At 40.2% G+C, this 14,786-nt stretch carries 8 protein-coding genes; 6 read left to right on the forward strand and 2 right to left on the reverse strand.

Annotated elements, in window-relative coordinates:
* The first annotated feature begins 119 nt into the window (after window positions 1–119).
* Window positions 120–1,535: a TonB family protein gene (locus NYF15_RS04475; protein WP_371352920.1), complete on the forward strand. Its 1,416-nt coding sequence runs from the start codon at window positions 120–122 to the stop codon at window positions 1,533–1,535.
* Here the strand turns inward: NYF15_RS04475 and NYF15_RS04480 are convergent.
* Window positions 1,528–3,645 (reverse strand): winged helix-turn-helix domain-containing protein, encoded by a 2,118-nt coding sequence (locus NYF15_RS04480; protein ID WP_371352921.1) that lies wholly within the window; start codon window positions 3,643–3,645, stop codon window positions 1,528–1,530. The two genes, NYF15_RS04475 and NYF15_RS04480, sit on opposite strands and share 8 nt — an antisense overlap.
* A 155-nt stretch (window positions 3,646–3,800) precedes the next feature.
* On the opposite strand from NYF15_RS04480, the gene NYF15_RS04485 reads away from it, so the two are divergent.
* The 3 genes from NYF15_RS04485 (at window position 3,801) to NYF15_RS04495 (ending at window position 10,903) form a co-directional block, all read left to right on the forward strand.
* Window positions 3,801–6,422, forward strand: a complete 2,622-nt coding sequence (locus NYF15_RS04485; RefSeq protein WP_371352922.1) for a TonB-dependent receptor — start codon at window positions 3,801–3,803, stop codon at window positions 6,420–6,422.
* A 71-nt stretch (window positions 6,423–6,493) separates the two neighbouring features.
* On the forward strand, window positions 6,494–8,542 hold the full coding sequence (locus NYF15_RS04490; protein ID WP_371352923.1) for a prolyl oligopeptidase family serine peptidase: 2,049 nt from the start codon (window positions 6,494–6,496) through the stop codon (window positions 8,540–8,542).
* Between the two features lie 117 nt (window positions 8,543–8,659).
* On the forward strand, window positions 8,660–10,903 hold the full coding sequence (locus NYF15_RS04495; protein WP_371352924.1) for a tetratricopeptide repeat protein: 2,244 nt from the start codon (window positions 8,660–8,662) through the stop codon (window positions 10,901–10,903).
* Window positions 10,904–10,952: 49 nt separating this feature from the next.
* Here the strand turns inward: NYF15_RS04495 and NYF15_RS04500 are convergent, their stop codons facing one another.
* A complete protein-coding gene (locus tag NYF15_RS04500) occupies window positions 10,953–12,449 on the reverse strand; it encodes an arylsulfatase (protein WP_237119114.1) in 1,497 nt (498 codons plus the stop codon).
* A 289-nt stretch (window positions 12,450–12,738) separates the two neighbouring features.
* Between NYF15_RS04500 and NYF15_RS04505 the strand changes: the two genes are divergently transcribed.
* Complete coding sequence (locus NYF15_RS04505) at window positions 12,739–13,530, forward strand: hypothetical protein (protein ID WP_371352925.1); 792 nt, start codon at window positions 12,739–12,741, stop codon at window positions 13,528–13,530.
* A gap of 53 nt (window positions 13,531–13,583) precedes the next feature.
* Window positions 13,584–14,738: a BamA/TamA family outer membrane protein gene (locus NYF15_RS04510; RefSeq protein ID WP_371352926.1), complete on the forward strand. Its 1,155-nt coding sequence runs from the start codon at window positions 13,584–13,586 to the stop codon at window positions 14,736–14,738.
* Window positions 14,739–14,786: the final 48 nt, after the last annotated feature.

The raw sequence follows: 14,786 nt of genomic DNA on the forward strand, positions 1-14,786 counted from the left end.
GTGGACTTTGTTCACCGCTTTTTTTATTGATTAAATAGCATGTGTTGTTCTAGCAATCATGGCTAAAACAAGTACAATCAATGACTAAAGAGCTTTTAAAATCTTAAAATAAATTACCAGTGTCGCTCATAACCACTCACCCAAAAGATGCAAAACGTGCAACTCGAACCATGCAACTATTTGCATGGCTGGTCACTTATGCTCTTTTATCTTGTAGTGTAAAAGCCGATCTTCTCGATGCCACCTTAGCTTATCATCAAGGCGATTATAACAAAGCTCAGCAACAGTTTTACGAGCTTGCTCAGTTAGGTAATGTAGATGCGATATATAATATTGGTGTTATGTATTTGCATGGTCAAGGCCGTGAGAAAAACCCTGCCAAAGCTTATGCGTGGTTTAATTTAGCCGCTGATTTTGGCCTAGAAGAAGCACGCGATACTGCAAGGCTTATCGCCAAACAAAGTGAACAACAACACCAAGCACTTGAAGATGCATACGCAGCCTTGTTAACGAATATTAGTTATGAAAAGTATGATCAAGAACTGCGCCCAGAACTAACCGCAGAGCCTGTGCATGAACAAAGTGTGTATCGTAGCTATACCGTTGAACCAACCTACCCCGAACACGCCTACAACAATGGTTTAGAGGGTTGGGTTTGGTTAGAGTTTGATATTGATAAAAACGGCGCTGTTGGCGATATTACACTCGTAGACTCTTACCCCAAAAATACGTTTGACAAGCCTCTCATAAATGCTGTCAAACGTTGGCAATATGAAGCACCTAGCGAGATAGAGCACGCATATTATAATCGCTCTTTGCTCTATCACTTTACAACCTTCAAAGGTGAGCAATACCAGCAAAGTTTTCAGCGTCAGCAAAAAAGTTACCAAAGTGAAATAAGCGAATTAATAGATGCAGCCGAACAAGGCAATGCACTAGTTCAATACTATATTGCTAATTGGTTAAGCTCTGATAAGTACAATGCGAGTAAATTATTAAAATATCACTGGCAAAAAGACACCGCCAGTAGTGAGTTATTACTTACCTCAGCTCGCAATGGTTACGCTAATTCTCAATACCGAATAGGCGCTAATTTGCTGCGCGGTGATTATGGTCGAGTAGACAGGCAAAAAGGCTTAAATTGGGTTTTATTGGCCGCGCAAAATGGTTTTGCTAATGCTCAATATCGCCTTGGTCGTGAGTTATTAAACAAACAGTATGTTGATTATGCACCTAACAAAGCACGAAAATGGCTAATTGCGGCAGCCGTACAAGGCCACTTTAGAGCTAAGCGCGATTTAGCAGCACTTCTTTTTGAATTAAACGAACCCGTTGCTGATATTCAACAGGCATTAGATGATGCATTAAAACTAGATAAAAGCCATCCACAACTATTGTTGCTACAGGCCAAACTTCAACAACAACAAAAACAAATCGAACAAGCTAAGTTCTCTGCACAAGCTGCGCTCAATGAAGCACGCGACAGAAACTGGAGTACTCAAGCCATTTCAGCCTTTTTAACGTTACTTAATTAACCACTTGATGTAACAAAATATCAGTTTCAACACCATCAACCTGACTAAACACCAATTGTGTTCCATCCACAGAGCTACTCATTGTCAAATTAACTCCTATATCTAACCCATAAGCACCTAGTTTTTTAATAAATATATTTTTTTGTGAAGCAATGACATAACAATACAAAGATAACTGATGGCCTTCGCGAAGAATATAATACATCCCCCCTTCAAATAAGGCTGGCTTATATAAACTAAGTGATGGCAATAGTTGTGATAAGGGAACATGTTGCTCTAAAGCTGCTGACAGATAAACACGCAATGTGCGCTCATAGTTAATGTAGGACGGATTCAATTGCCACAGAGGCTGAGCTGGCGATAACCTGCGGGGTGTCACATTATTTGCCTTTAATGAGTTACTGCTCAGTTGCAAATCATACTGCCAATCTTGCCATTCACCCTGCTGCGATTTTGCTTGATAAAAAATAGTTTGGCTATCATCAGACCAACGAACCGCATTCAATTGCTCAAAGCCTGAAATAACAGGGACCAATCGGCGTGAAAAAGAATTTATTAAATACACATTTTGTCTTTCATCTAGCAACAATAATGTATCGCCATTAGGCGAAAATTGCAGGTATTTTGGCGTAATATGGCTGGGTAATTGAGCCACTCGATTGGCTCCTTTTCGGCGTTGATGTTTAATCCAAATCTCTGCTTGAGAATACCGAGTGACACCAGGACGCTGTACAGAAATAAATGCAACCTGCTCACCATTGCTTGATACGGTAGGCATGAAGTCCATACGGGTTGAAGAGGCAAGCTGAGTGGTTTTATCAACACTTATTCCGTCACTGCCTTTATGTAAACTGAGTTGATAGGCATTTATTTGCGCTAACCCCTCTGCATGGGCAACGTCGCCATTAACAGGGTTTACATCTAAACTGGCAATAAACCCCATAGGTTTATGTAATGAGTGTTTTACCCCCTGGAATGTGCTGCGCATCAGTTCATCTTCCACTGACCAAATATGTTTTGCAAACGCGCCATAGATGGGCTGTTGTTTATACTGCTGACGACTAATAATGCGCTGCTCACTCAGGTTATACAAATTCACTTCGCTTAGTGTGTACCAAATGCCCTGCTTTTCAACAATCAGCATTTTTCCTTCGCCACTAATATCAAACGCGAGAGGTTTAAACTCCCCTATCAAGGTTGTATCTTGCACTTTAACTTTATCACCCAAACTCAGCGTGTATTTCATCAAACGGGGCTGGTTGTCGTGCCAAACGATGCCAAAAAGTGCATCTGGCTTATACCACTTGAGCCGTGTTGGAGCGCTGCTGGGCTGGCACTGTGTTAAGGTATACTCTGGACTCAAACGCCATGTTTCAATCGCGTTATTAACACCTATTATGCGAATATCACAGCGTAACGGGTCATAACGATAATATGCCAACCACTGACCATCTGGTGACCATACTGGTGCTTCTTCGGAATAACCTGAGCTTTTAATATTATGAACTGTTTGGCTTTGTTGATCGAATACAGCTAAGTCAAACTGATTTTGTAATTCGTTTGACTGACTAAACGCTAAATATCGTCCATCAGGGGAGTAACGTAAAAAAGCCTCAGTGCCTGGTGCAGATGTCACGCGAGCACGGTAGTTAAACTCTGTCGGTTTGCCCTTTGCCGTGAATAAATACTGTAAAAGTAAAGTGCTAATTACACCGACAACAATACCTGTGACGCCAAACAATGCCATCTTTTTTGGTGAATGTTGACGAGCCTTATCAAACAGTGTTGGCGGTTCACTCACATTGGCAATTAGCTGATAGCCGATGCGAGGAATCGTTCTAATAATTTGCGGTGGAGACTTATTATCATGAAGGCTTTTTCGAAGTTGAGTGACCAGTTGACTCACCGAGTTATCACTGACGATCACATCTCCCCATAGCGCATCCATAATCTGTTCTCGTGAAACAGCTTCGCCCTGTTTTTTTAATAACAAAGACAACAAGGCTAATTGCCTAGACTCTACATCAACCCATTCGTTCTGTATTTTTATTTTCAGGCTCACAAAGTCAACGATGACATCGTTAAGCATTACTTTTTGTTGGGTTGACATCGACATTTGTTCAATTGTTACACAGGTTAATCTATGGTTAAATTAATCGAGAAAGCGTAAAATATAAATAAGGTACTGACAACAAGCAACAAACTCTTGATTTTATTATCATGAGGCAACTTGAAGAACACATTAACCGCTTTATTGGATTTGGCATGGCTTTAAGAACGCTCAATTTTATTAACATTTTTACCTATATTGGTTTTATTTTACTTGTATTTAGTTCAACGTACAGCTTTGCTCAAACAAGTGATAAAGAAAAGAACGCTTTAGAAACCATTCAAATCAGGGGCTTTAATGACAGCGCTGTCAAGTCGCTCCATGATAAACGAAATAGTCAATCAATTATAGATACTATTAGCGCACAAGATATCGGTAAATTTCCTGATAAAAATGTCGCAGAGGCACTCCAACGTGTGACCGGTATTTCATTATCACGTATTCAAGGTGAAGGTGAGCGAGTGGGTGTTAGAGGAACAACACCAGAGCAAAACCGTACTTATTTAAATGGTCAATCAATTGCATCAGCCGATTGGTGGATTTCATCACAACCCAACAGAGGGTTTAACTATACCTTGTTGCCCGCTGATTTAGTTGCTTCACTCGAAGTCTATAAAACACCACAAGCGGACCATGATGAAGGATCATTAGGGGGAGCGGTTAACATAAAAACTATGCGCCCTCTTACAACACCGAATAAGCACTTTGTGATAAATACGCAACTGCAGTATAACGACCTATCAGGTGAGTTTGATCCACAACTAGCGAGCTTCTATAACTGGAAAAATAGTGCACAGAGCACTGGCTTATTACTAACTTTTAGTCGAAATGAGCGCTCATTACGTCGTGATGGCCTAGAGTCATGGGGGTGGCACGAACAAAACTACGCCTTGAATGATGATAACAGCCTCTCCCCTGTAGACAGGCTAGCCGATATAAATCGAGTTTGGACGCCAGGCGGTGGTGGTTCGGCACTCTTTAAGCAACGTCGAATTCTTACCACTGCAACATTTGCTTTTGAGCACCAACTTAATTTTGATTGGAATATTCAACTAAATGGCTTGTATTCCGTGCTTGATGCCGATAACAGTAACCAAAACTTTTTATGGCAACCAAGTAGCGTTTTTGCCAGAGGGGGCCGCATTCATGACGCTGAAATCATCAACAATACATTGGCTTTTGCTCGTTATAGCAAAGTCACTGATATAAATAGGCCTTATAGCACTGCAATGGAAGCTATTTGGCGAGAATCACAAATCGACACGAGCAGTATTCAGTTGATCGCATCGCAACAGGCTGATTTGTGGCATAATACTTACCAGTTAGGCTTTACTCATGGCGGTGGAGGCTCAAAGCAAGACTATACCTCTCAATTCTCAGCAAATACGGCGTTTAGTGTCGACACACGGCAACAACAAAATATCATTGCTGATTATGCCATTTCACCTCTTGATGCTGCACAATGGCAACTCACCGAGGCCAGAAACGACAGTCAAGATTCCACTGATCAAGAGCTTTATATACAAGCTGACTTTGAACGTGCCGTTGATCATTCAATTATTTCTTCTATAAAATTTGGCGTAAAATACCGTGATCATCAACGTGACTTTATTCGCTTACGCTCAATTAATGGCTCATACGATCAATTAACAGAGCAACTTGCTTGGACACTCGCTGATTTTCCTGCTGCTATCCCAGATGATTTTTTAACCGGCATTGGTAATCAGCATACTTTAAAAAACTATAGCTATGTTGATATCAATTTACTTGCAGAGCAATTTAATACACTTAATTTTGAACAGCAGGAAGAAAAAGCCAGTCGTTTTGATATACAAGAAAGAACGACTGCGGGCTATGTTAAGCTAAATTTAAATGGCGATACATACAACGCAAACCTTGGGCTACGAGTTGTTAATACTCGTCAAGATAGCGCTGCTTATGCTCGCATCGCATCACCTATTGAGCTTCCGGACAGCTATCAATGGCAAACCCACTATAAAAATTACACAGACTTACTGCCGAGTATAAACCTCAACATTGATATTACCGATGATGTGATTTCTCGCTTTAGTGTAGCCAGAGTCATGTCTCGCCCGCAATATAATCACTTAATGCCTTCTACCAACTACAATGTCACCCAAGCACAAGGTCAAGGCGGTAACCCTGATTTAGACCCTTACAGAGCAAATCAATTTGATGCGAGCCTTGAATGGTACTTTGCTGATGCAGGGCTATTGTCTGCCGCTTTATTTAATAAAGATGTTGAGTCATTTATTGAATTTAACCGTGGTGTTGAAGTGCATGAAAACATTGCTATGACAATAGACAGACCAATCAATGGCAGTGGTGGTACGATTCGTGGCTTTGAACTCGGTTATCAACAAGAACTATTTTATGGTTTCGGGTTAATTGCAAATTATACCTTTGTTGATGGCCAAAGAAGTAAACGTAATAATGCCAGCCTTAACGCTATTCCTGGTACTTCAAAACATACAATAAACTTAACTAGCTACTACGAAAACGAACACTTTAGTGGCCGTTTAGCATACAATTATCGCACTGACTTTGCGACTGGCGTAGGTGAAACCATCATGGAAAACTTCGGTCAATTGGACGGTAATTTAACCATAAAACTAAACAAACAATTTGATATTATTGTTGATGCAATAAACCTTACCAACGAAACAACCTACACATATGAACGTAATCAGTATGCTCCTACGGGCATCTATAAGAATGGTCGACGGTTTTATTTAGGTATTCGTTACAGCCACTGATCGCATTTGTTACTAATGCGATTCCACACTGCTATAATCACCGCAGAACATAACAAGCGAAGGGAACTACTATGCTAAAAACTGCTTTAGCCTTAGCCGTTGGTCTTTCAAGTACATTTGCTACTGCCAACGACACAATTACAATTGACGACATTCCAACAATACAATCAGTTATCCAAACAAGCGTAAGCCCTGATGGTGACTCGGTTGCGTTTACCCGCTCAGTGCCACGTACACTGTACAAAGATGAAAATGGTCGTAATTACAGCGAACTTTACATTGTTGATGATGAAGGCGTTGAGCGTCCGTACATTACAGGTAAGGTTAACATCGGCAGCATTCAATGGTCTAAAGATAGCAAAACCATTTATTTTCTTGCTAAATTAAACGATGAAAAATTCACTTCACTGTATCAAATACCCGTTGACGGTGGCCAAGCTCAAAAAGTAATGTCTTTAAAAGACACATCAATATCAAGTTACGAGCTAAGCCCTGACAATCAACAAGTCGCTATTTTAGCACTCCCTGCCAAAGATAAGTCTGAAAAAGAGCTAAAAAAATTAGGTTTTATGGCAGAAGTATATGAGCTTGGTCTTGATAATAAACAGCTTTTCATTGTTAGTCTTGCAAAAACAGACACGCCATTAAAGCCAACGGCATTAAACGTTAGTGATTATGTTAGTGATATGAATTGGTCAGCTAACGGTGAAAAACTACTTGTTAAAACTCAACCAACTGCTCTTATTGATGACAAATACACTAAGTCAATGTGGCATTTATATGATGTTGCAAATGACCAGGTAACCTTATCTTTTAAAACCGAAGGTAAATTAGGCGATGCCGAATTATCTGCTGATGGTAAGTATATCGCGATTTTAGGTGCTGAGGATAAACATGATCCAGCTACTGGTCGCTTATTTATTGCTGATACAAAAACGGCAGAAATCACAGAGTGGCTACCAAACTTTATGGGCCATATCGTTGATTTTGAATGGTCTCATAAACGCAATACACTAAACTTCATCGCAAATGTTGGTACAGAAAGTTTTGTTGCAAGTATTAAAACGGGCAGTAAAAAGTATAAAAAGATCATTGAAGAAGGTCGCTTTATTGCCAGCAATTTAAGTGTGTCTGATTCAGATAAAACCTTAACTGTGCGCGCTAATACAGCAAAGCATCCAAATGAGGTGTTTATTATCCGTGGTAATAAAGCAACTCGTTTAACTGATTCTAACCCTTGGTTAAATGATAAACGCTTTGCCAAACAAGAGACTATCTCACTTAAAGCACGTGATGGTGTCGATATAGAAGGTATATTGGTTTACCCTCTTGATTATAAAGAAGGTACCCGATACCCACTAATTATGTCTGTCCATGGTGGGCCTGAAAGCCATGATAAAAATGGCTGGGTAACCAATTATTCTCGCCCTGGGCAAATGGGAGCCGCGCGTGGTTATGCTGTTTTCTATCCTAACTACCGTGGTTCAACAGGTAAGGGGGTTGATTACTCAAAACTAGGCCAAAACGACTATGCAGGCAAAGAATTTGACGATTTGGTCGATTTTAAAAATCACCTTGTAGAAATGGGACTTGTTGATACAAAACGTGTTGGTATCACCGGTGGCTCATACGGTGGTTATGCCTCAGCGTGGGGTGCAACAAAGCTGACTGAACACTTTGCAGCAAGTGTGATGTTTGTGGGTGTATCTAACCAACTATCAAAATTTGGAACAACGGATATTTCTAACGAAATGAATCTGGTTCACGCACGCTCATATCCTTGGGATAAATGGCAATGGTATTTAGAGCGCAGCCCTATTTACTGGGCGGGCCAATCTAAAACACCACTGCTTATCATGCATGGTAAAGAGGATCCACGCGTACACCCTGCTCAATCAATGGAGCTTTACCGTTACATGAAAGTACAAGGCAAAGATGTACGCTTAGTCTACTACCCAGGTGAAGGACATGGTAACCGTAAGGTTGCCGCTCAGTACGATTACAGCCTTCGTCTAATGCGTTGGATGGACAACTACTTAATACAGGGCAATAAAAACATGCCTGAATTTGAGATTGACCATGCAGCCAAACTAAAGGCTGTAAAAGATACAGATAAATAATCTATACGCCTTGCTTTAAAAGCAAGGCGTTTTTCTTTTTGTCATTGGCTTTACTTACACTCTAAAACTAATATAACTTATTAAAAGTGTGGGCAAAAAGTAAAAAGGAATTATTTAATGGTGCGTGTAGTATGCTTTTTTATTGGATTGACTATATTCAATTTACAGGCCGAACCAGAGTGCGTAAACTGCCACCAAAGCCAAGTACAAGATTGGCAGTCTTCGCACCATTTTCATGCAATGGAAAAAGCCACAGCCGCTACTGTGCTCGGTAATTTCAACGACCAAACTCTCGAATACGAAGACCAGAAAGCGCGTTTTTACAAACAAAACCAACAACCTTTTATTAGCATGCCAAACCTTGATGGCAAACTAACTGACTACCCAGTTTTATACACTTTTGGCTATAAGCCATTACAACAATACATGTTTGATATGGGCAAAGGCCACATACAGCTTTTTCCATTTGCCTGGGACTCGCGTAGTAAAGCTGAGGGGGGACAACGTTGGTTTGTACTTCACCCAGAGCAGAAAAAGCACGACCTATTTCATTGGTCGCAAAAAGGCCAAAACTGGAATCACATGTGTGCTGATTGCCATTCAACTGATTTCAAAAAGCAATTTGACCTTAAAACTAATAGCTTTGATTCAACTTACTCAAGTATTAACGTTAGCTGTAAAGCCTGCCATGGCGATACCCAAGCTCATATAAAATGGGCTGATGGCGATAGCAGCATTGCCGATAAGGGCTTTACTCATAATATTAAAAAGCAAACCCCACTTTTTACTCAACAAGCAGATGGCAGTATGAAAAGCGTGCAACCACTCGTAAAAAGCAAGCAAGTGCAAATGTGTGCAACGTGCCATGCTCGCCGCTCACAGCTTGATGACCGCAAAGATCCACACAGCTTTTTACACACTTTTCAAGGTTCATTACTAACACCCGAGCTGTACCATGTTGACGGACAAGTTTGGGATGAAGACTATGTATGGGGATCTTTTTTACAAAGTAAGATGTTCAATGCGGGGGTTACCTGTAGTAACTGCCATAACCCTCACTCTGGAAAATTAAAGCTACCGGGTAATCAAACCTGTACACAATGCCATAGTCAGGAGATATTCGACACACCAAAACATCACGGCCATAAAGTGGCTACAAGTGGTAGTCAATGTGTTGATTGTCATATGCCAGCAACAACTTATATGCAAGTCGATGACAGGCGCGATCATAGCTTTCGTGTACCGCGCCCAGACTTAACATTAAAAACCAACGCCCCGAATGCATGTAATAGTTGTCACGAAAGTAAAACCCCACAGTGGGCGGTTGCAAAAATAAAAGACTGGCATCCACATCCAAAACATCTTGGCACAGCGCACTTTTCTGAAGCCTTTTATGCCGCAGATAACCGCTTACCTAATGCATCAACCATGCTAACGAAAATAGTACAGAATAAAGACTTTCCTGACATCATTCGTGCGTCAGCATTAAGCCGCTTAGCAACAACGCCTGATAATAACGCCATTGTTGGAATTGTTCGCTCAGTCAAAGACCCTGAGCCACTCAAGCGACAAGCTGCCATAGAGGCGGCAATGCCATTTGATATTAATCAACGCTGGAAAATGCTGAACCCATTGCTTGATGACAAACACTTACCGATAAGGAGCGAAGCTGCACGTGCTTTAGCCCCCATGTTAATGGAACCCTTCCCAAGTAGTTTAAACGAACGAGATACCAAGCGCTTAAAATCTGCACTCGAAGAGTATAAGAAAAACCAACTATATCAATCAGAAAGAGGCTTTTCGCATACAAACCTTGGCAATCTGGCACTTTCATTGCAACAACCTGAAAAAGCAAAAGCTCACTATTTAAAAGCCATTCAGATTGAGCCGATTTTTGTACCTGCTTATGTTAACTTAGCTGATTTATACAGAAACCAACAAAATGAGTTAGCTGCAAAAGAAATATTAAATCAAGGGTTGGCTATCAATAATACCAGTGCTGACCTTCACTATGCGCTCGCGATGAGTTTAGTTCGCTCTAAGGAAAAGAGAAAAGCACTAACACACCTACAACAAGCGACTACGCTGGCAAGAGATAATGCCAATTACCACTTCACCTACGCCTTGCTGTTACAAGATTTAGGAGATATGCCACAGGCTATTGCAGCTCTTGAACAGGCATTTGAGTTAACACCAAACAACCCTGACATTAGCTATAGCTTAGCACAGTGGTACACCGCACAAAAAAATTACGCTCAAGCACTATTTTACGCACGTAACTTAGCACGCCTAGTACCTAATAATCAGCAAATACAGCAATTTGTTGGGCAACTTGAAATGATGAATAGTATTAATAAATAAAGTAAAAAAGGGCCAATATGGCCCTTTCTCAACTAAATTTATATAGTAGTTAATGACCGTAATTCAGTGATTTAGCTTTCTCTATTGCTTCGTTAACATTTAAAGAAGCAGACTCTTGACGAGGTGGAAACTCTACAAATGTTTTAACGTGTTCATTCAGCTTTGCAATAATAGGTTGTAATAACCAACTCTTACGCATAATTTGATGAAAACCCGTTACGCCATCATAGTGCTCTAATGGATCTTTACGTAAGTTGAAAAGTTTAGGCATGCTATGAGTAATCATATCATCATAGTATAAGCCCGTTGGTTTCGTTGCAAAGTGCATTTTCCATGGACCAAAGCGTATTGCTGTTAACTGAGACTCATAGTAATAAAAGAAAAAGTTTCGCGCTGATTTATCCGCTTTACCTGTCCAGTAATCAAGGTTGTTTTCACCATCGATATAAACTTTGTCTGACTTTTTAAGCTTTTCACGCAAGTTCTTTTCACCAAGTGCGGCAGCAATTGTTGGAAACACATCTTCATGCGATGAAATACCATTTAGCTTTAAGCCTTTTGGTATTTTGTTAGGCCAACGTACTAAGAAAGGTACACGAACGCCCCCCTCCCATGTTGTCATCTTTTCACCGCGGAACGAAGTCGTCCCTGCATCAGGCCAACTTGACTGCTCAGGGCCATTATCACTGGTATAAATAACAATGGTGTTATCAGCAATTTTTAGCTCATCTAATTTATCAAGCAGCTGACCTACATGCCCATCGTGCTCTATTAAACCACTACCAAACACATCTTCTTCAGAGCTAATGCCCGTCGCTAAATTTCGACTTTCAGGTTTTAAGTGAGTGTAAACATGCATGCGACTTGTGGCGTGCCAGATAAAGAATGGTTTTTTTGCTTTTACTGCTCGTTCCATAAAGTTAAGTGAGCGTTCTAACACCTCTTCATCAAAGGTTTCCATGCGTTTGCGAGTAAGTGGGCCGGTATCAATAATTTTGCCATTAGCGTAAGATTCGATAACACCTCGTGGGCCAAACTTTTTCACAAACTTAGGATCTTTTGGGTAATCAGCTTGTTCTGGCTCTTCGGATACATTTAAGTGGTATAAGTTACCATAAAATTCATCAAAACCATGCTTAGTAGGCAAGTGCTCATCTAAATCACCCAAGTGATTTTTACCGTATTGAGCCGTCATATAACCGCGGTCTTTTAAAAACTCAGCTAATGTTGGATCGGCTTCTTTAATACCTAAAGGATTACCTGGTTGACCCACAGTTGTTAGCCCTGTTCTGATGGGCAACTGACCCATCAAGAACGCGGCTCGACCTGCGGTACAGCTTGGCTGAGCATAGTGATCTGTAAAAAGTGCTCCCTCATTTGCTATACGATCTATGTTAGGCGTTGGGTAAGTCATGCCGTGAGAGTATGCGCTTAGGGAGATGGGGGCAACATCATCAACCATAATGGCGAGTACATTTGGCTTATCAGCGGCGAGGCTCACTGTGGAGACCAAGCTACAAATAGCGGCCGCTATTATTTTTTTCATAAATCATCCTTTTTGTTTAACTAGTACCTTTACTCTAAAAAGAGCCTATTTCAGTATAGGTTAAAAATATAGCTATTCTAGTTCCGAACTACGAAAAAACGATTTAAATCAAGTTTTCATTGAATAAATTGATTACTTTATTTATCTAATTTTGTGCAAAATCAAATAATATTATCTTACTTGTAAAATAGTCCTTTGTTCATTTTTAATACTATTGAACTAATACTTTAAATAGATTATAAGTAACTAAAGCGTACTTTTTCACTTCCACTTTGTGTAAGGAAAGCACATGAACTGTCGAAAAATCACTCTGTTATTTTCACTACTAATTCCATTGTCTGATGCGCTTGCTGAACAAAAAGAAGTTCAAGACATGTCAGATCCCCTAGCTGTTTATACTCAAGTCGGAGCAGGTGCAACCAATAAAGGAATAAATCTTAAGGTTGGGCAAGCTTACGATACAGGCGTCGAAACAACTGCCGGAATGAATGTTATTGAAGTGAAGGGCATTTATGGTGACGCACTTGGTTGGGAAAGCGATCATGTAACAACAGATTCTATTGATTCATTTCGTTTTCGTAATTTCTCTGTTGACCTAACCACAATGAGTGCCACTCAAATAGATGCCAACTATAATTTGAATGCTAATTTAGTGGCTGATGAAAGCATGGATTTATCCTACAGCTATATCAAAGCATTAAAGCCCGTGGGACGTTTTACCTTTTACCCATTAGCAGGTTTAGGCACATCTTTAGGCGAAAATACGTTAGAGGATGACGGCACTCGCGATAGTGGCTATTCAATTATGGGCGCTTATGGCCTAGTGGGTATGTACGCAAAAGTGACAATTACTGACAAAATTTGGCTCAACTATAACCCTTTTTGGCTAACCACTATCGGTGGTAGTGATACCTACAAAGACCATTATTACGGTTACGATCAAAGCCATATTTTAACACACGAATTTGCCGCAAGTTATCAAATAAATCCCAGAATGAACTTACGCTATTTTGCAAACTGGAATGAAAATGTTGATTTTATGGATGGCGATCATCGCATTGAGTTTAACTATCAGCTCTAATCGTTTTGCAATTTATGCTCTTCTCGTTAACAAAAAACAGAGGCAATAAATAAGTGAAAAAAGTTGTATGTCTGAATTTGTTGGCTGCAACTTTAATAAGCAGCTGCTCCTTTGCCTCTAGTTACGATGACTATGCAATTAAGCCTGCAGAAACACAGCTAGATAATCAACAAAAGATTGATGAGCCAATTTCTTTTTTACCTATCCCTGCTTTTATCACTGAGCCAGCTGTAGGGCCTGGCTTAGGGGTTGTTGGTTTATTCTTTCACGATAATGAAAAGAAAAATAAAACGGGCACAACACTACCAAATAGCATTAGCTTAGTAGGCCTTATGGGCACCAAAAATGGTACTAAAGGTGCTGCCATTGGACATATTACTTTTTGGGATCAAGACCGTATACGCTACCAAGGTATTGTTGGCTGGGCGAGTATTAACCTAGACTTTTACACCTTCGACGACATAGAGCTTCTTACACCGTTATCCCTAAATATTGAAGGACCTGCCGTTTTTCAAAACTTAAAGTTACGTTATGGTAATAGTAATTTTTTTTATGGCTTAAAACAGATTTACCGCCAAGTCGATATCAGCCTTGCAGACAACCCTATTGAAGATTTTTTGCTCGATAACGACATAATAAAAGAGCATTTATCGTTAGATATCAATACATCGGGAATTGGTCCCTTACTTGAGTATGATAGTCGTGATAATCCTCTAAACCCAGAAAAAGGCTATAATTTCAAAGCTGAGTACCTCTACTTTGATGAAAGTATTGGTAGTAAAGTCAATTACACAAGTCTAAAATTAACAGCACTTAATTACTGGCAATTGACCAATAGAATTAACTTAGCATTACGAATGCAGTATGACACTGTCACCAATCGAAGTAATAAACGCCTCCCGGTCTACATTCCCCCCAGCATTAATTTACGTGGTGTCTCAGCAACACGATACCAAGGGTTTGATGTGCTTGTAACAGAAGCTGAGCTCAGCTACAAAATAACCAAACATATCAAGCTAAATGCGTTTACAGGTATGGGCTGGACTGCTGACAGTTTTTCAGGTTTATCCAAAGCCAACACAATTGATACAGTCGGAACAGGAATTCGCTACCTAGTCGATGAACATTACGGCATAACTATCGGTGTGGATGTTGCGCATGGCCCTGAGCAAAATGCAATTTATATACAAGCGGGTTCAACATGGTAATAAACCCCCTCTGCTCATGACTCAAACCATCTCAATTTAGAGTATAAA

Origin of the sequence: Pseudoalteromonas sp. 68 DY56-GL68, from assembly GCF_041414825.1 — a bacterium.
In the GTDB taxonomy this organism is placed as follows: Bacteria; Pseudomonadota; Gammaproteobacteria; order Enterobacterales; family Alteromonadaceae; genus Pseudoalteromonas.

Coding starts and splice junctions, on each gene's coding strand:
- NYF15_RS04480 (WP_371352921.1), bottom strand. CDS start 3,645: ATGTCAACCCAACAAAAAGTAATGCTTAACGATGTCATCGTTGACTTT.
- NYF15_RS04485 (WP_371352922.1), top strand. CDS start 3,801: ATGGCTTTAAGAACGCTCAATTTTATTAACATTTTTACCTATATTGGT.
- NYF15_RS04490 (WP_371352923.1), top strand. CDS start 6,494: ATGCTAAAAACTGCTTTAGCCTTAGCCGTTGGTCTTTCAAGTACATTT.
- NYF15_RS04495 (WP_371352924.1), top strand. CDS start 8,660: ATGGTGCGTGTAGTATGCTTTTTTATTGGATTGACTATATTCAATTTA.
- NYF15_RS04500 (WP_237119114.1), bottom strand. CDS start 12,449: ATGAAAAAAATAATAGCGGCCGCTATTTGTAGCTTGGTCTCCACAGTG.
- NYF15_RS04505 (WP_371352925.1), top strand. CDS start 12,739: ATGAACTGTCGAAAAATCACTCTGTTATTTTCACTACTAATTCCATTG.